The organism is Actinoalloteichus caeruleus DSM 43889 (genome assembly GCF_000429185.2).
GTDB classification, from domain to species: Bacteria; Actinomycetota; Actinomycetes; order Mycobacteriales; family Pseudonocardiaceae; genus Actinoalloteichus_B; species Actinoalloteichus_B caeruleus.
The window spans coordinates 1,715,411-1,734,995 of record NZ_AUBJ02000001.1 but is presented as its reverse complement, the minus strand read 5'-3'; the positions used below and the strand labels follow the sequence as shown (position 1 = coordinate 1,734,995).

Here is a 19,585-nt window from a genome sequence, read left to right as displayed (position 1 = left end):
CCCCCGTGTCGGCGGGGACCGACGGCGTGTACGAGACCTTCGCCGCCGCCGGCCTGGACTACGGCCCCGCCTTCCGGGGCTGCGCGCCACCCGGCGCGACGGCGACCACGCCCTCGCCTCCGTGGAACTGCCCGAACCGGAACACGCCTCGGCCACCGCCTTCGGCGTGCACCCGGCCCTGCTCGACGCCGCCCTGCACGCCGTCGGCGCCGCCCAGCTGCTGCCCGCCGGGGACGGCGGCCCGCTGCTGCCCTACTCCTGGCGCGGGGTCACCCCGCACGCCTCGGGAGCGACCGCCGTCCGGGTGCGGGTCTCCCGGCTCAGCGACAACACCGTCTCCCTGCGCGCCGTCGACGCCGAGGGCGTCCCCGTCCTCACCGTCGACCGGCTGATGCTCCGCGCCGCCTCCCCCGAGGGTGTGCGCGCCGCCGCGGCCACCGGGGGCGCCCTGCACGAGGTGGCGTGGCGGGCGGTGGAACGCCCCACCGAGGGCACCGTCGGCTGGTCGTGGGACCGCGTCACCGGCGCCGACGCCCTCCGCGACCTCGACACCGCACCCGACGTCCTGTTCTGGGAGGCGGCCAGCGGCACCGGCCCGGTCGCCGCCCTCGACCTCGTCCAGACGTTCCTCGCCGCCGACCGGTTCACCCGCACCCGGCTCGTCGTCCTCACCCGCGACGCGGTCACCGCCGACCCGGACGAGGGCCTGGCGGAGGCACCGGTGGACCCGGCCGCCGCGGGGGTGTGGGGGCTGCTGCGCTCGGCGCAGTCGGAGAACCCGGGGCGGATCCTGCTCGTCGACACCGACCGCCCCCTGTCGGTGAACGCCCCCGAGGTCCGGGGCGCGGTCGCCGCCGGCGAACCGCAGCTGGCGTTGCGTTCCGGTCGGCTCTGGGCACCGAGGATGCGCCCCGTCGACGGCGGGCTGTCCCTGCCGGGCACGCCGTGGACGGTTGGTACCGAACCCGGCGGCTCCCTCGACGGGGTCCGGGTGGACACCGCCCGCCGCGAGGCGCTGGGCCTCGGCGAGATCCGGGTGTCGGTGCGGGCGTCCGGGGTGAACTTCCGTGACGTCATGACCGTGCTCGGCATGTACCCGGGCGAACCCCTGCCGTTGGGCCTGGAGGCCGCCGGGGTCGTCACCGAGGTCGGACGCGGGGTGGACGGGTTCGCCGTGGGTGACCGGGTGATGGGCCTGTGCGAGGGCGGGTTCGCCTCCGAGGTGGTCGTCGACCACCGGATGTGGTCCCGGTTCCCGGGGTCGTGGTCGTTCGCGGAGGCGGCGACGGTGCCGGTGACGTTCCTGACCGCCTGGTACGGGTTGCGGGACCTGGGCCGGTTGGTCGAGGGGGAGTCGGTGTTGGTGCACTCGGCCGCCGGTGGGGTGGGGATGGCGGCGGTGCAGTTGGCCCGGGAGTGGGGTGCGGTCGTGTACGGGACGTGCGGGCCGGTGAAGCGGGGGTTCGTGGAGGCGTTGGGGGTGGCCCCGGAGCGGGTGGCGTCCTCGCGGGACACCGGGTTCGCGGAGCGGTTCGGGCGGGTGGACGTGGTGCTGAACTCGTTGGCGGGGGAGTTCGTCGACGCCTCAAGGGGGTTGTTGGGCGAGGGTGGTCGGTTCGTGGAGATGGGCAAGACCGACCTGCGGGACCCGGGGGAGTTCCCGGGGGTGGAGTACCGGTCGTTCGACCTGTTGGAGGCGGGTCCGGTGCGGATCCGGGAGATGTTCACCGAACTCCTCCCCCTGTTCGAGGACGGCTCCCTCACCCCCCTGCCCGTGTCCACCTGGGACATCCGCCGGTGCTCCGAGGCCCTGCGGTTCATGAGCCAGGCCCGGCACGTCGGCAAGATCGTCGTCACCGTGCCCAGGGCCTTCGACCCCGACGCCCCCGTCCTGGTCACCGGCGGCACCGGCGGGGTCGGCGCGCACCTCGTCCGCCACCTGGTCAGCGCGTGGGGCGCCCGGCACGTCGTCGTCGCCAGCCGCCGGGGCCTGGACGCCCCGGGAGCCGCCGACCTCGTCGCCGACCACGACGGCGCCGTCACCGTCACCGCCTGCGACGTCACCGACCAGGACTCCCTGACCGCGCTGCTGGGGGCCCACCCCGATCTGCAGGGCGTGGTGCACGCCGCCGGGACCGTCGACGACGGTGTCCTCGGCTCGCTCACCGCCGACCGCGTCCGAGCGCTGCTGGCGCCCAAGGCCGACGCGGCGGAGCTGCTCGACCAGGCCACCCGCACCCACGACCTGTCCTTCTTCGTCGGGTTCTCCTCCTCCGCCGGGGTCCTCGGAGCCCCCGGGCAGGCCGGCTACGCCTCGGCCAACGCCACCCTCGACGCCGTCGCCCTCCGCCGCCGGCAGCGGGGCCTGCCCGGCCAGTCCCTGGCCTGGGGCCTGTGGGCGGACACCGGCATGGCCGGCGACCTCACCGACACCGACCGCCGCCGCCTCGCCGAACAGGGCTTCCCGCCACTGACCGCCGACCAGGCGCTCGGACTGTTCGACCAGGCCACCCGGCGACCCGAGGCGCTGCTCGTCCCGCTGCGGGTCGACCCCCGCCGGCTCGGGGCCGCCGCCCCGCCGCTGCTGCGGGACCTGGCCGGACCGGTGCGCCGCACCGCCACCACCACCGCCCCCGCCCCCGACACCTCCACCCTGGTCCGGCAGCTGGCCGGGCTGTCCCCCGCCGAGGCGGCGGAACGGCTCACCGAACTCGCCGTCGACCGCGCCAGCGCCGTCCTCGGTCACGACGGCACCCGCCGGGTCCAGCCGGACGAGGCCTTCGCCGACCTCGGGTTCGACTCGCTCCTCGCCGTCGAGTTCCGCAACGGGCTCAACGCGGCCACCGGCCTCACCCTGCCCGCCACCGTCACCTTCGACCACCCCACACCCAGGGCCGTCGGCCGGGCGCTGCTGGCGGAACTGGACCTGGACGGCGTCCCGTCCACCTCCGCGCTCCTCGCCCAACTCGACCGGATCGACGCCGCCGTCGACGCGCTCGGCGCCGACGAGTCCGGCCGGGCCGCGCTCGCCGCGCGGCTGCACGCCCTCGCCGAGCGGCTCACCACCCCCGACACCGAGGCCGGGGCAGCCGGGGCCGTCGGCGTCGGAGACCGGATCGCCGACGCCTCCGCCGACGAACTCGCGGACCTCCTCAGCGAGGAGTTCGGCATCTCCTAGCGCGGCCCGCCCCAGAGACCAGCGACAACCAGCGCGAACCCAGCGAGGTCCCCCATGGTGGAACAAGACAGGATGCTGCACCTGCTCAAGCAGGTGACCTCGGAGCTGCACGAGACCCGCAACCGGCTCAAGCGCATCGAGGACCGCTCGACCGAACCGATCGCCATCGTCGGCATGGGCTGCCGCTACCCGGGTGGCGTGGTCGACCCGGACACCCTGTGGGACCTCGTCGACACCGGCCGCGACGCCACCTCGGACTTCCCCACCGACCGGGGTTGGGACCTGGCCAACCTCTTCGACGACGACCCCGCCGCCGTGGGCCGCTGCTACACCCGGCGCGGCGGGTTCCTCACCGGGGCCGCCGACTTCGACCGCGAGTTCTTCGGCATCTCCCCCCGCGAGGCGTTGGCGATGGACCCGCAGCAGCGGATCCTGCTGGAGACCGCCTGGGAGACCTTCGAACACGCCGGGATCGACCCGACCGGCCTGAAAGGCAGCGACGCCGGCGTCTTCGTTGGCATCCCCGCCGCCGAGTACAACCACCGCAGCAGCCCCCGCGACGACGTCGAGGGCTACCTGCTCACCGGCAACGGCTGCTCGGTCGCCTCCGGGCGCCTCGCCTACACCTTCGGGTTCGAGGGTCCCGTCGTGTCCGTCGACACCGCCTGCTCCTCCTCCCTGGTCGCCCTGCACCACGCCGTGCGGTCGCTGCGCGCCGGCGAGTGCTCGATGGCCCTCACCGGCGGCGTCACCGTGCTGTCGGTGCCCACCATCTACGTGGAGTTCGCCCGCCAACGCGGCCTGTCCCCGGACGGCCGCTGCAAGTCCTTCTCCGACGACGCCGACGGCACCGCCTGGTCGGAGGGCGCCGGCATGGTGCTGGTGGAGCGGCTGTCCGACGCCCTCCGCAACGGGCACCGGGTGCACGGCGTCATCCGGGGGACCTCCATCAACTCCGACGGCGCCTCCAACGGCCTCACCGCCCCCAACGGGCCCTCCCAGCAGCGGGTGATCCGCTCCGCGCTGGCCTCGGCTGGCCTGTCCACCGGCGATGTCGACGTCGTCGAGGCGCACGGAACCGGCACCGCGCTCGGCGACCCCATCGAGGCGCAGGCGCTGATCGCCACCTACGGGCAGGGCCGCACCCCCGACCGCCCCCTGCTCCTGGGCTCCATCAAGTCCAACATCGGGCACTCGATGGCCGCCGCCGGCGTCGCCGGCGTCATCAAGATGGTGCAGGCCATGCGCCACGGCAGGGTGCCCCGCACCCTGCACGTCAGCGAACCCAGCAGCCACGTCGACTGGTCCGGCGGCACCGTCGCCCTGGCCAGCGACCCGACGGCGTGGCCGGACACCGGCCGGCCCCGCCGCTCCGCCGTGTCCTCCTTCGGGATTAGCGGCACCAACGCCCACGTCGTCCTCGAACAGGGCCCGCCGGTCGAACCCGCCCCGGCCGCCCCGGAGACGTCCCCGGCGCCGCTGGTGGTGACCGCCCGGTCGGAGGAGGCGCTGCGCGCCCAGGCCGGCCGGCTCGCCGCCCACCTCACCGCCCACCCCGAACTGCCGCTGGGCACCGTCGCCCGCAGCCTCGCCACCACCCGGGCGCGACTGGACTTCCGGGCGGTCGTACTGGCCGAGGACCACGCCGGGGCGCTGGCCGGCCTCGACGCGCTCACCCGCGACCAGCCCGACCCCCGGGTCCGCACCGGGACCGCCGTGCCCCCACGGCTCGCCGTCCTTTTCGGCGGCCAGGGCACCCAGCGGGCCGGCATGGGCCGCGAGCTGCACGCCCGTTTCCCCGCCTACCGGGACGCCTTCGACGAGGTGTGCGCCGCCCTCGACCCCGAGGTCGGGTTCTCGGTGCGCGACGCCGTCCTCGGCGCCGACCAGGACCTGCTCGACGACACCGGCCACGCCCAGCCCGCGCTGTTCGCCGTCCAGACCGCCCTGTACCGGCTGCTCGCCTCCTGGGGAGTGCGCCCGGACATCGTCGGCGGCCACTCCATCGGCGAGGTGACCGCCGCGCACGTCGCCGGGGTGTGGGACCTGCCCGCCGCCTGCCGGGTCGTCGCCGCCCGCGCCGGCCTGATGCGGCGGCTACCCCCCGGCGGCGCGATGGCCGCCCTTGCCGCCACCCCGTCCACCGTGGACGCGTTGCTCGTCGAGGGCGTCGAGGTGGCCGCCGTCAACGGCCCGACCTCGGTCGTGGTCTCCGGCGACGCCGACGCCGTGGAGCAGGTGGTGGCCGCCGCGACCGGGCGGGGCGTGAAGGCCACCCGGCTGCGGGTGTCGCACGCCTTCCACAGCGCCCGCATGGACCCGGTGCTGGCCGAGTTCACCCGTGTCCTCGAGACCCTCGAGTTCCGGGAACCCCAGCTCGTCGGGCTGTCCAACGTCACCGGTGGCACCGCGGACCGGTGGACGGAGCCGGCCTACTGGGCCGAGCACGTCCGCTCCACCGTGCGGTTCGCCGACAACCTCGCCAAGCTCGGTGACCTCGGGGCCACCGCCGTCGTCGAGGTCGGTGCCGACTCCACCCTGGCCGGGATGGCCGGCCTGGTGCTCGACGAGACCGTGCCCGTCGTGTCCACCCTGCGGCGCGACGGCGACGAACCGGCGCACGTGCTCACCGCGCTCGGCGCCCTGTTCTGCGCGGGCACCCCGGTCGGCTGGGACACCGTGCTCGGGCGCGGCGAGGTCGTCGGCCTGCCCACCTACCCGTTCCAGCGGGAACGGTTCTGGTTGAGCGGCTCCGACCAGTCCGCCGACCCCCGTGGTCTCGGCGTGGCCGCCGCCGACCACCCGGTGCTGGGCGCCGTCGTCGACCTCCCCGGGGACGGCGGGGTGGTGCTCACCGGCCGGCTCGCCTCGGGAACCCACGGCTGGTTGGCCGACCACCCGGTGCGCGGGCGGGTCGTCGTCACGGTCGGCGCGCTGCTGGAGGCCGCCGTCCGGGCCGGCGACGAGGCCGGGCACGACACCGTCGCCGAGTTCCAGGTGGCCGAACCGCTGGCGGTCCCCGACGCCGCCGACGTCCACCTCCGGGTCACCCTCGTCCCCGACGGCGACGCGGCCAGCGCCCTGTCCGTCCACGGCCGGGTCGAGGGCACCACCCCGTGGACCGAGCTGGCGACCGGACGCCTGACCAGCGGCGGCGCCGCCACGGTGCCCTCGCCCCCGGAGACCGGCGACGTGGAGGAGCTCTCCGTCAGCGAGGGCGGCGCGCTCCGCCGCCTGCGGCGCTCCGAGGACCTGGCCCTCGCCGACCTCGACCTGCCCGCCGACCACGCCCGGGACGCCCGGCACTTCGACCTCCACCCCGCCCTGCTCGACACCGCCCTGGCCGCCGCCCGCACCGCCGGCCTGCTCGGGGCCGACACCGTCACCGCCACCTGGGCCGGGCTGCGCCTGCACGCCGTCGGCGCAGCCGAGGTCCGGGCCGTCCTCCACCGCCTCGGCACCGGCGAACTGGACGTCCTGCTCGCCGACGGCGCCGGGCAACCGGTGCTCACCGGGCGGGTCACCGCGTTCCGGGAGGCCACCGTGGCCACCCCGGAGGGGACCACCGCCGCCGAGGAGGACCCGCTCTACCGCGTCGAGTGGACCTCCGCCAGCCCCACGGCCACCGAGGACACCGGCAGCTGGCACGTCCTCGACGAGTTCGCCCCCGCCGACGCACTCGCCGCCGTCGACGGTGAACCCGACACCCTGGTGTGGCCCGCCTTCCCGCCGGCCGACGACGAACCCCGGTCGGTGCGCGCCGCCACCCACGCCACCCTCGCCGTGCTCCAGACCTTCCTCGCCGAGGAGCGGTGGTCCGGGGCCCGCCTCGTCGTCGTCACCCGGGGCGGGGCCGCCACCCACCCCGCGCACCACGCCCCGGTGACCGCGACCGCCGCCGCGGTGGGCGGCATGGTCAGGTCCGCCCAGTCCGAGGACCCCGGCCGGATCCTGCTCGTCGACCTGCCCCCGGGCAGCGGGGTCCCCCTGGACGAGGTCCGGTCCGCCGTCGCCGTCGGCGAACCCCAGACCGCCGTCCGGGACGCCGCGGTGTGGGTGCCCCGGCTCCAGCCGTCCCCCGCCGCCACGGTGGCCCCGCCCCCCGAGGGGACCTGGCGGTTGGCCGCCGACGGGCGCGGCAGCGTCGACGGCGTCGCCCCCGAGGCCACCGAGCCGGTCGAGGACCTGCCCGAGGGCGCCATCCGGGTGTCGGTGCGGGCGTCCGGGGTGAACTTCCGCGACGTCATGACCGTGCTCGGCATGTACCCGGGCGAACCCCTGCCGTTGGGCCTGGAGGCCGCCGGGGTCGTCACCGAGGTCGGACGCGGGGTGGACGGGTTCGCCGTGGGTGACCGGGTGATGGGCCTGTGCGAGGGCGGGTTCGCCTCCGAGGTGGTCGTCGACCACCGGATGTGGTCCCGGTTCCCGGGGTCGTGGTCGTTCGCGGAGGCGGCGACGGTGCCGGTGACGTTCCTGACCGCCTGGTACGGGTTGCGGGACCTGGGCCGGTTGGTCGAGGGGGAGTCGGTGTTGGTGCACTCGGCCGCCGGTGGGGTGGGGATGGCGGCGGTGCAGTTGGCCCGGGAGTGGGGTGCGGTGGTGTACGGGACGTGCGGGCCGGTGAAGCGGGGGTTCGTGGAGGCGTTGGGGGTGGCCCGGAGCGGGTGGCGTCCTCGCGGGACACCGGGTTCGCGGAGCGGTTCGGGCGGGTGGACGTGGTGCTGAACTCGTTGGCGGGGGAGTTCGTCGACGCCTCAAGGGGGTTGTTGGGCGAGGGGGGTCGGTTCGTGGAGATGGGCAAGACCGACCTGCGGGACCCGGGGGAGTTCCCGGGGGTGGAGTACCGGTCGTTCGACCTGTTGGAGGCGGGTCCGGTGCGGATCCGGGAGATGTTCACCGAACTCCTCCCCCTGTTCGACCAGGGCCGGATCCACCCGCTGCCCGTCTCCTGCTGGGACGTCCGCCAGGCCGGGGACGCCCTGCGGTTCATGAGCCAGGCCCGGCACGTCGGCAAGGTCGTCGTCACCGTGCCCCGACCCCCCGACCCCGAGGGCACGGTGCTCGTCACCGGCGGCACCGGCGGCGTCGGAAGAGCCGTGGCCGAACGCCTCGTCACCCACCACGGCGTCCGCCACCTGCTGCTCACCGGACGCCGGGGCCCCGACGCCCCCGGCGCCACCGACCTCGTCGCCCACCTGGCGGACCTGGGCGCCACCGCCACCCTCGTCGCCTGCGACGTCGCCGACCCCGACCAGACCCGGGCCCTGCTGGACGGCATCGACGCCGCGCACCCCCTCACCGGGGTCGTCCACGTCGCCGGGGTCGTCGACGACGGGCTGCTCGGCACCCTGACCCCCGACCGCGTCGACGCCGTCCTCGCGCCCAAGGCCGACGCCGCCCACCACCTCGACCGGCTCACCGCCGACCTCGACCTGTCCTTCCTCACCCTGTTCTCCTCGGCCGCCGGCCTGATGGGAGCGCCCGGCCAGGCCAACTACGCCGCCGCCAACGCCGCCGTGGAGGCGGTGGCCCTCCGCCGGGCCGCCACCGGCCGCCCGGCCCGCGCGCTGGCCTGGGGCCTGTGGGAAGGGATCGGCATGGGCGCCGGGCTGTCCGAACAGGACGTCGCCCGCATCTCCCGGGGCGGGATCACCCCGCTCCGCCCGGAACGGGCGCTGCCGCTGCTCGACACCGCCCACCGCTCGACCAGCCCCGTGGTGGTGCCCATCCTCGTCGACACCGCCCGGCTGGAAGCCACCGCCGGGACCGCGCCCCCGATGCTGCACGGCCTCGTCCGGCGCACCGTTCGACGCCAGGCCAGCGCCGCCACCACCGGGTTGGACACCGCCTGGACCGAGGAACTCCCGGGCCTGTCCGGCATGGAACGGCAGCGGGTGGTGCTCGACGTCGTCACCACCCAACTCGCCGTCGTCCTCGGCCACGCCGACCACCGGCGCATCCGCCCGCAGCAGCCGTTCACCGAACTCGGCCTCGACTCCCTCACCGGCGTCGAACTCCGCAACCGGCTCGCCGCCGCCACCGGCCTGCGGCTGCCCGCGACCCTGGTGTTCGACCACCCCAGCCCGCAGGCCGTCGCCGGTGCCCTGCTCACCGAACTCGTCGGCGACGCCGGCACCGACGCCCCGCCCGCCGACCGGGCCGCCCCGCTGCGCGAGCGGATCCACCGCCTGGAGGAGCTCCTGGCCTCCGCCGACCCCACCGACGAGGCCTACTCGGGAGTGGAACCGGCCCTGCGGCGGCTGCTGTCCACCTGGTCGACCCGGGCCGCCGCCCCCGGCGGCCCCGACGGTGACGCCCGCGGCCACGACGACGTGACCGACGCGTCCGCGGAGGACATGTTCGCCCTGCTCGACAGCGAGCTGGGCACCTCCTGAGCCGCCCGTCCCCGCCCGCAAGGAGAACCCCCGTGGCCAGCGAAGAGAAGTACCTGGACTACCTCAAGCGCGCGACGGTGGACCTGCGCCACGCGCGCCGCCAGCTGGCGGAACTGGAGGACAGGGCCCACGAGCCGATCGCGGTCGTCGGCATGGCCTGCCGGTTCCCCGGCGGGGCCGACACCCCCGAGGCGCTGTGGCGGCTGCTCGCCGACGGGCCCGACCCGGTCGGTCCGTTCCCCACCGATCGGGGCTGGCGGCTCGACGACCTGTTCGACGACGACCCCACCAACCCGCGCACCACCTACGCCCGGAGCGGGAGCTTCCTGCGCGACGCCGGCTGGTTCGACCCGGACCCGTTCGACATCGGCGAACGGGAGGCGCTGGCGATGGACCCGCAACAACGGGTCCTGCTGGAACTGGCCTGGGAGAGCGCCGAACGCGCCGGCATCGCCCCCACGTCCCTGCGGGGCGGCGACACCGGCGTCTACCTGGGAGTCGTCGCCCAGGAGTACGGGAGGGGCGCGCCGGAGGCCGCCGACGTCGCCGGGCACGTCATGACCGGCCGCACCACCAGCATCGCCTCCGGCCGCATCGCCTACACCCTCGGGCTGGAGGGCCCCACCGCCACCGTCGACACCGCCTGCTCGTCGGCGCTGCTCGCCCTGCACCTGGCGGTGCGGGCGCTGCGGGCCGGGGAGTGCTCGCTGGCGCTGGCCGGCGGCGCCGCCATCCTCGGCCAACCCGACATGCTCGTCGAGTTCGGCACGTTGCGCGGCTCCGCGCCCGACGGCGTCTGCCGGCCCTTCGCCGAGGACGCCACCGGCATCGGCTGGGGCGAGGGAGCCGGCATGGTCCTCGTGCAACGGCTGTCCGACGCCCTCGCCCAGGGCCGGCCGGTCCTCGCCGTCCTGCGGGGCTCCGCCGTCAACTCCGACGGCGCGTCCAACGGGCTCACCGCCCCGCACGGCCCGGCGCAGCGCCGCGTCATCCAGGCCGCGCTCGACGACGCCCGACTACCCGGGACCGCCGTCGACGCCGTCGAGGCGCACGGCACCGGCACCCCGCTGGGGGACACCATCGAGGCCCACGCCCTCCAGGCCACCTACGGGCGGGACCGGGACGACCCGCTGCACGTGGGCTCGGTCAAGTCGGTGCTGGGCCACACCCAGGCCGCCTCGGGCATGGCGGGCCTGCTCTCGATGGTCATGGCACTGCGGGAGGGAACCCTGCCCCGCACCCGGCACACCGAGCGGCCCACCACCCGCGTCGACTGGCGCACCGGGGCGCTGCGCCTGCTCACCGAGCCGACACCGTGGCCAGCCCGGGACCGCCCCCGGCGCGGCGCGGTGTCCTCCTTCAGCTTCAGCGGCACCAACGTGCACCTGATCCTCGAACAGGCACCCGGAGCCCCCACGCCCCCCACCGCCACCACCGCCCCGACCACCACGGTGTGGCCGGTGTCCGCCCGCACCCCCGACGGAGTGCGCGCGCAGGCCGCGCGGCTGCGGGACGCCCTCGACACCGCCGCCGACGTCGACCCGCACGCGGTGGCGTGGACGTTGGGCACCGGTCGGGCCGCGCTGGAGACCCGGGCCGTCGTCCTCGGCGACGACCTCGCCAGCCTCCGCGCCGGACTCGACGTCCTCGCCGCCGAGGGCACGGCCGCCCCAGCCGGCGCCGCCCTGCTCGTCGGAACGCAGGAGGTCGAGGACCCGGCGGTCGCCGTCGTGTTCACCGGGGAACTCCCACCCGGCCAGGCCGAGGACCTCGCCGCCCGGTTCCCGGTGTTCGCCGCCAGCTACGAGGAGCTGCGCCCGGCGGGGGAGCGGATCGCCCACCAGATCGCCCTGTTCGACCTGGTCGTCTCCGCCGGCATCACCCCCGAGGTGGTCGCCGGCGCCGGCGCCGGCGAGTACGCGGCGGCGGTCGCCGCCGGGTTGTGGTCCAGGGCCGACGCCCTCCGCGTGCTGACCGCCACCCCCGACCAGCACCGCGCCGTCCTCGACGCGGTGACCTTCCACGAACCCGACCTGCCGGCGGTGGCCGAGCGGCCGGTGTCCACCCGGGACTGGCTCGACCCCGCCTACTGGTCCGACCGGCCGGGCCCGTCGACCGGCACCGCCGGGGCGGTGGACCTGGCCGCGCTGGCCGGGGAGGGCACCACCGTCCACCTCGTCCTCGGCACCAGCCCCCCGGCCACCTCCCCAGGCCCCGACATCGTCGTGTCCGTCGAGGACGGTCCGCTGGCCGCACTGGCCCGGCTGCACACCCTGGGCCGCACCGTCGACTGGCGGCGGGTCCTCCCGGCCCGCCACCCCGTCGACCTGCCCACCTACGCCTTCCAACGCCGCCACTACTGGCTCGGCGGCGGCCTGGAGCCGGCGGCGACCGCCGGGACGACCGACCCCACCGGCCGTCCCGCCGCGCCACCGGACGCGGACGCCACCTCCGGAGCCGGCGGGGACGACTCCCCAGAGCGGGCGGCGCGCCGCGCCGCCACCCGCGACCGGCTCGCCGCCCTCCCCTCGGCCACCCGGGAACGCCACCTGGTGCGGTTGGTCACCCGGACCGTCGCCGACGCCCTGGACCAGCCCGCCGGGGGCACGGTCCCCGCCCGCCGGTCGTTCACCGACCTCGGGGTCGGCTCGCTGGCCGCCGTCCGCATCCGCGACGCCCTCGCCGCCGAGACCGGGGTGTCCCTGGCCGTGTCCGCCGCCTTCGACCACCCCACCCCCCGCGACCTGGCCCGGCACCTGCTCGCCGCGCTGTTCCACGAGGACGTCGCCGAGCCACGCCCACCCCGACGGCCCGAGGCCGCACCGGCGACCGGGGACACCGTCGCCCTCGTCGGCATGGCCTGCCGCTTCCCCGGCGGTTCCGACAGCCCCGACGCCTACTGGCGGCTCCTCGTCGAGGGCACCGACCCCGTCACCGACGTACCCGCCGGCCGGTGGGACGCCGCCGCCTACCACGACCCCGACCGCGCCGCCCCCGGCCGCGCCTACACCCAGCGCGCCGCCTACCTGCCCGACATCGCCGACTGGGACGCCACCCTGTTCGGCTACACGGCCCGCGAGGCGGTACGGCTCGACCCGCAGCACCGGATGGTGCTGGAACTGGTGTGGTCGGCCCTGGAGGACGCCGGGTTGTCCGCCGACCGGGTGCGCGGCAGCCGCACCGGTGTGTTCCTCGGCATGACCGACTCGCAGCAGTACCAGGCGCGGCAGGCCGAGGCGGAGGGCCGGTCCCTCGCCGACGACCCCCTCTTCGCCCTGGGCACCTCGGCCAGCGCCGCCGCCGGCCGCATCGCCTACCACCTCGACCTGCGCGGCCCCTGCCTCACCGTCGACACCGCCTGCTCCTCGTCCCTCGTGGCCGTGCACCTCGCGGTGCGCAGCCTGCGGGCGGGCGAGTGCGACACCGCCATCGTCGCCGCCAGTTCGGCCACCCTCAGCCCCGAGGTGTTCGTGCAGGCCTGCAAGTCCCACATGCTCGCCGAGGACGCGCACTGCAAGGTCTTCGACGCCGCCGCCGACGGCTACGTCATCGGCGAGGGCGGTGCGGCGGTGGTGTTGCGCCGGTCCCGGGACGTGCGCCCCGAGGACGCCCCACCGCACGCGGTGCTGCGCGGCACGTCCACCAACTCCGACGGGCACACCAACGGCCTCACCGCGCCCAGCGGCGCGGCCCAGCGGGCGGCCATCACCGACGCCCTCGCCGACGCCGGGCTCCGCCCCGGGGACCTGGACTTCGTCGAGGCGCACGGTTCCGGCACCGCCCTCGGCGACGCCATCGAGTTCGGCGTCCTGCGCGAGGTGTTCTCCCGCCGGGACGACGACCGGCCGCTGCTGGTCGGAGCCGCCAAGAGCAACGTCGGCCACCTGCTCGTCGCGGCGGGCATGGCGGGCCTGGTGAAGGCGGTCCTGGCCCTGCGGGCCCGGCGGCTCCCCCCGAACCAGCACCTCACCACCCCCAGCGACCAGGTCGACCTCGACGGGCCGGTGCGCCCCGCCACCGGCACCCACCCCCTCCCGGGGGCGCCCGGCCAGCCGCTGAGGGCCGGCATCAGCTCCTTCGGCTGGTCCGGCACCAACGCCCACCTGGTCCTGGAGGCCGCGCCCGACCCCACCCACCACCACCAGGACACCGGGCACCCCGGCCCCCACCTGCTCACCGTGTCCGGAGCCACCCACCAGGCGGCGCGGGACAACGCCGTCGCCCTCGCCGACCACCTCGACGCCCACCCCGAACTCCGGCTCTCCGACGTGGCCCACACCCTGGCCGCCGGCCGGGCCGCCCTCGCCCACCGCCTCGCCGTCGTCGCCTCCGAACCCACCGAGGCGGTCACCGCCCTGCGCGCCGCGGCCACCCGCACCACCACGCCCACCACCGGCGACACCCCGCACGCCGTCGAGGCCACCGACGACGCCCGCCCGGAACTCGCCGAGCGGCTGGCCGCCTGGGGCCTGGGCCAGGACGCCTCCGACCCCGCCTCCGACCCCGACCCCGAGGTCGAGGCCGGGACCGAGGTCGTCCTGTCCACGACGGGAACCGGGGAGTTCCCCCTGCCCGACGCCTCCGACGAACGCGGCTGGCTCGACCTCGTCGGCCGGCTCTGGGAACGGGGGATCGGCGTCGACCTGACGCCACTGAGCCGCCCCGGTGCCCGCACCCTGCGGTTGCCGACCTACCGCTTCCACCGGGTCCGCCACTGGCCGGAGACCACCGGCCACGCCGACACCCGACCAGGTGCCCCCGCTCCCGGGATCACCTTCCACGGACCCACCTGGCACCGCGACGAGTCCCCGCGCGCCCTGGCACCGGCCGAACCCGGCACCGTGCTCGTCCTCGCCCACGACGACGCCCTCGCCGACGGGCTCCGCGCCACCGGCCACACCCCGGTCGCCATGCGCCCCGGGCAGGTCCTCCGCCTCGACGGGCACCCGCCGCACGAGCTCGACCCTGGCGAGGCCGACCACCTCCGCCAGCTGCTGTCCGAGGTGGACACCGGAACCGGTCCACTGCGGGTCGTGCACGCCCTCGGCCTGCGCCCCGCCCCCGACACCCCCACGGCCCTGCGGGACGGCCCGCACAGCCTCGTCGCCCTCGTCCAGGCCGCCTCCGCCGTCGCCCCCACCCGACCGCTGCACCTGCTCGTCGCCAGCACCGGCGCCGCCGACGTCCTCGGCGGGGAGACCCTCGACCCCCTCCGCGCCCTGCCCGCCGGGCTCAGCCGAAGCATCCGACGCGAGTACCCCTCGGCCCGCGTCTCCTGCGTCGACCTCGACCCGGACGCCACCGACCACGCCCGCCACGTCCACATCGAACTGTCCGCGCTGGCCGCACCCACCCCACCCGACACCGCGCACGCCTGGCGGCGCGGCCGGCGGTGGCGCGCGGTGCTGGACCCCCTCACCCTGCCCGCTGTCCCCACCCGGCGGGTGTGGCGGGAGGGCGGCACCTACGCGATCACCGGCGGGACCGGTGAACTCGCCCTCGCCCTCGCCGCCCAGCTCGCCCCGCTGCGCCCGCGCCTGGCCCTGCTGCACCGCCGCACCCTGCCCCCGGCCGACCGGTGGGACACCGTGCTGGCCGAGCACCCGAGGGGCGAGGACGCGAGGGTGATCGGCGAGCTCCGCGCCCTGCGGGCCGCCGGCGTCGAGGCGCACCCCTTCACCGCCGACGTCACCGACCCCGACGCGGTCTCGGCCGCGTTGGAGGAGGCCCACGAGCGCCTCGGCCCCCTCGACGGCGTCCTGCACCTCGCCGGTGTCGCCGGCGGCGGCCTCCTCCAGCACCGCACCCGGGAGCGGGCCGACGCCGTCCTCGCCCCCAAGATCGCCGGCACCCTCGCCCTGGCCGAGGCGCTGCGCCGCCGCCCCGTCCCCCTGCTGGCCCTGTTCTCCTCGGCCGTCACCGCCGTCGGCGGCTTCGGCGAGACCGACTACGCCGCCGCCAACGCGTTCCTCGACGCCTTCGCGCTCGCCCACGACGGCACCGGGGCGATCGCCGACCGCGTCGTCTCCGTCGCCTGGGGACCGTGGCGACGCGACCGGTGGCAGACCGAGGCGCTGGCCGACGCCCCCGAACTCCGCGCCAGGATGCTGCGCTACCGCGCGCGGTCCGGCATCAGCGACGCCGCCGGCCTCGACGCCCTCACCCGGGTGGTCGCCGCCGGCCCCCCGCACGTCTACGCGCTCGGCGACACCCTCGACGGCCTCACCGCCCAGGCCACCGGCACCGGCCCCGAGGTCGAGGCCGCCGCCGGCGGCGTGCCAGCGGAGCGCCGCCGCCCCCGGCCCACGCTGCGCACCCCCTACCTGGCGCCCCGGGACGACACCGAACGGCACATCGCCGAGGTCTGGCAGGACCAGCTGGGCGTGGACCGCGTCGGCGTCCACGACCCCTTCTTCGAACTCGGCGGCACCTCCCTGGTCGGGCTGTCCGTGGTGGCCCACCTCTCCAGCCACTTCGGCATCGAGTTCGCCCCCGCGAACCTGTTCGAGCGCCCCACCGTCGCCCGGTTCGCCGAACTCGTGCGCGACCCCGACGACCACACCCCCGAACCGGGCACCACCCGGGCGGCGCGCCGAGGCGAACGCCGCCGGGCGGTGGCCGCCCGTCGCCGCCGGTAGTTACTTCGAGATGGGCACCCGGTGGACGCGCCACATTGGGGCAGGTCAGGAGCCAGACCTAGCCTCTGCCGAGATCAGGCGTTCCGGTGACGAGATCACGATAGGTGAGTCATCCATGACCGAAAGCGCACGCGAGTCGGGCGACACCGGAGCGGACATCGCCCTCGTCGGGATGGCCGGCCGGTTCCCCGGCGCCCCGGACGTCCGCCGACTGTGGACGAACCTGCGGTCCGGTGTCGAGTCCATCTCCCGGTTCACCGACGAGGAGCTGCGCGCCGCCGGGGTGCCCGCCGACCAGCTCGCCGACCCCGACTACGTGCGCGCCGGGTCCGTGCTCGACGACATCGACCTCTTCGACGCCGGGTTCTTCGGCTACACGCCCCGGGAGGCCCAACTGCTGGACCCGCAGCAGCGGCTGTTCCTGGAGAGCTCCTGGCACGCCCTGGAGGACGCCGGCGTCGACCCGGCCCGGTTCGACGGCACCATCGGCGTCGTGGGCGGGGCCGCGCTGAGCACCTACCTGACCCACCACCTGCTCGGCCACCCCGACCTGCTGGAACTGCTCGGGCAGGTCCAGGTGGGACTGGCCAACGACAAGGACTCGCTGGCCACCCGCGTCGCCCACGCCCTCGGCCTCACCGGACCCGCCTACGCGGTGCAGAGCTACTGCTCCACCTCGCTGGTCGCGGTGTCCCTCGGCTGCTCCACCCTCCTCGCCGGCGAGGCGGACCTCGTCCTGGCCGGCGGCGTCACCGTCTCCCTGCCCCACCGGGTCGGCTACCTCTACCAGGAGGCGGGCATGTCCTCCCGGGACGGCAGCTGCCGGGCCTTCGACGCCACCGCCACCGGAACCCCCGTCGGCAGCGGCGTCGGCGTCGTCGCGCTGCGCCGGCTGGAGGACGCGCTCGCCGACGGCGACCGCGTCCACGCCGTCATCCGGGGCTGGGCGGTCAACAACGACGGCTCCGACAAGGTCGGGTTCACCGCCCCCGGCGTCGCCGGACAGGCCGCCGTCGTCGCCGAGGCCCTCGCCGCCGCCGGGCTCGAACCCGCCGACCTCGACTACCTGGAGGCCCACGGCACCGGCACCCCCCTCGGGGACGCCGCCGAGATCTCCGCGATCCAACAGGTCTTCGACACCGAGGGCGTGCGGCTGCGCATCGGCTCGGCCAAGACCAACCTCGGCCACCTCGACCGCGCCGCCGGCGTCACCGGCCTGATCAAGACCGCCCTGGCCCTGCGCCACGAGGAGATCCCCGCCACCCTCCACCTCACCACCCCCAACCCGCAGCTGGCCCGCTCCGGCGACCGCATCCGCGTCGTCACCGACCGCCAGCCCTGGCCCCGGTCGTCCCGGCCCCGGCGGGCCGGGGTGAGCGCCTTCGGCATGGGCGGCACCAACGCCCACGTCGTCCTCGAGGAACCGGCGGACACCACCCCGACCGCCCCGCTGCCCGCCCGCCGCCACCAGGTGTTGGTCTGGTCCGGGCGGGACGCCGCCGCCGCCGACGAGTCCACCGCCCGCCTGGCCACCTACCTCCAGGGCACCCCCGACCTGCCCTCGGCCGCCTACACCCTCCAGACCGGCCGGGCCGTCCTGGAACACCGCAGGGCCGCGGTCGTCACCTCCGCCAGCGACGCCGCCGACGCGGTGACCACCCAGGCGGCCCAGCGGCTGTCCACCCGGGTCGACGCCACCACCGGCCGTACCACCGGTTTCCTGCTCGCCGGGGTCGGCGAGCACTACCGGGGCATGGTCGCCGGCCTCCACCGCACCGAACCCGTCTTCGCCGAGGCACTCGACGCCTGCCGCGCCGTGTTCGCCCGCCACCTCGACGGCGACCCCGTCGAGGAACTGCTGCGGGACCGGGAGACCGGCGGGAACGACCTCGCCCGGTTGCTGGGCCGGGACACCGGGCCCGCCGCCGCCGACGACGACGGGGACCTGGCCCGCACCGAGGTCGTGCAGCCGGCCATGTTCGCCGTCGACTACGCCCTGGGCCAGCTCGTGTCCTCCTGGGGAGTGCGGCCCCGCGTCCTGCTCGGCTACAGCATCGGCGAGTTCGCCGCCGCCTGCCTCGCCGGCACCCTCACCCTCGACGAGGCCGCCAGCCTCGTCGCCGTCCGCGCCACCCTCATCTCCCGGCTCCCCCGGGGCGCGATGGCCGCCGTCCCGCTGTCCTCGGACGAACTGCGCCACCGGTACGGCACCACCGGCCTGGGGGTGGACATCGCCGCCGAGAACGGGCCGAGGTTCGTCGTCGTCTCCGGGGCCACCGACGCCGTCGACCAACTCGCCGACCGCCTCGCCCGCGACGGGGTCCCGCTGCGCCGGCTCCGTACCCGCCACGCCTTCCACTCGGAGGCCCTGCGACCGGTCGCCGACGACCTCACCGACTGGGCGCGGCGCAACCTGAGCCCCCGGCCCCCCACCATCCCCTACCTGTCCAACGTGACCGGTCAACTCGTCACCGAGTCGCAGCTGGCCGACCCCGGCTACTGGGCCCAGCACATGGTGAGCACCGTCCGCTTCGCCGACATGCTCGGCACCGTCCTGGCCGGCGGGGACGACGTGCTCCTCGAACTGGGACCAGGCCAGTCCCTCGGCGCGATGGCCCGCAACCACCCGGACTGCGAGCCGAGGCGCTGGCCGCTGCTCGTGCCCACCCTGCCCGCCGAGGCCGACCCGGCCACCGACGAGGCCGTGCTGGCCAACGCCGTCGCCCAACTGTGGCTCGCCGGTGCCGACGTCGACTGGGCCGCCTACCACCGGGGCCGGGGCGCCAGGAAGACCACCGTCCCCGACTACCCGTTCCAGCGCCGCCGGTACTGGATCGAGGCCAGCCCCGCCACACCCCCGGGCCCCACCACCCGGCCGGGCGCGGCCCCCGACCCGGCCGGCCACACCCCGGCCGCGCCGCCGGGACACCACCCCCGCCACCCGAACCCCCACCGCCACTGGTGGCCCGGAGATCCTGCGGCCGCACTGGACACCGGCGCCGCTGCCGGCCACCCCGCCACCCGCCCCGACCGGTCCGGTGTGGATCCTCGCCGACGACCGGGGGATCGGCGCCGCCCTCGCCGACCGCCTGCCCGACCACACCTGCGTGCTGGTCCACCCCGGCGAGGAACCCGACGAGGACAACGGGGTCCTCCGCCCCGACGACCCCGCCGACTACCGGCGGCTGCTGGACCGCACCGGGCTCCCGGCGGCCGTCGTCCACCTGTGGGGCGTCGACACCCGCACCGCCGGGGACGCCACCCACGCACTCCGCCTGGGCTTCGACAGCCTGTGCGCGCTGGCCACCGCCCTCGGCGCCGCCGCCGGGCCCCGCTGCCGGTCACCGTGGTCACCGACTCCGCCCGCGCCGTCG

The 19,585-nt window shown here is 76.4% G+C and carries 4 protein-coding genes and 3 pseudogenes; all 7 read left to right on the top strand.

Features of this window, described 5'->3' with window-relative positions:
* Positions 1-79: 79 nt before the first annotated feature.
* Positions 80-847, top strand: a pseudogene (locus tag G443_RS25745) (SpnB-like Rossmann fold domain-containing protein); the annotation flags it as partial.
* Between the two features lie 57 nt (positions 848-904).
* Positions 905-3,178, top strand: coding sequence for a type I polyketide synthase (locus tag G443_RS05940; RefSeq protein WP_272500011.1), 2,274 nt, complete (start codon positions 905-907; stop codon positions 3,176-3,178).
* 57 nt (positions 3,179-3,235) lie between these two features.
* Positions 3,236-7,903 (top strand): beta-ketoacyl synthase N-terminal-like domain-containing protein, encoded by a 4,668-nt coding sequence (locus G443_RS05935; RefSeq protein ID WP_443612873.1) that lies wholly within the window; start codon positions 3,236-3,238, stop codon positions 7,901-7,903.
* Positions 7,843-9,573, top strand: a complete 1,731-nt coding sequence (locus G443_RS05930) for an SDR family NAD(P)-dependent oxidoreductase (protein ID WP_253860150.1) — start codon at positions 7,843-7,845, stop codon at positions 9,571-9,573. The genes G443_RS05935 and G443_RS05930 overlap by 61 nt, the downstream gene beginning before the upstream one ends.
* A gap of 32 nt (positions 9,574-9,605) precedes the next feature.
* A complete protein-coding gene (locus G443_RS05925; protein ID WP_051314271.1) occupies positions 9,606-16,211 on the top strand; it encodes a type I polyketide synthase in 6,606 nt (2,201 codons plus the stop codon).
* 10 nt (positions 16,212-16,221) lie between these two features.
* Positions 16,222-18,792: pseudogene (locus G443_RS25980) on the top strand (type I polyketide synthase); the annotation flags it as partial.
* A gap of 160 nt (positions 18,793-18,952) precedes the next feature.
* Positions 18,953-19,345: pseudogene (locus tag G443_RS25975) on the top strand (KR prefix domain-containing protein); the annotation flags it as partial.
* Positions 19,346-19,585: the final 240 nt, after the last annotated feature.

What these genes read in the sequence shown, in the direction of transcription:
- G443_RS05940 (WP_272500011.1), top strand. Translation starts at nt 905, where the DNA reads ATGCGCCCCGTCGACGGCGGGCTGTCCCTGCCGGGCACGCCGTGGACG.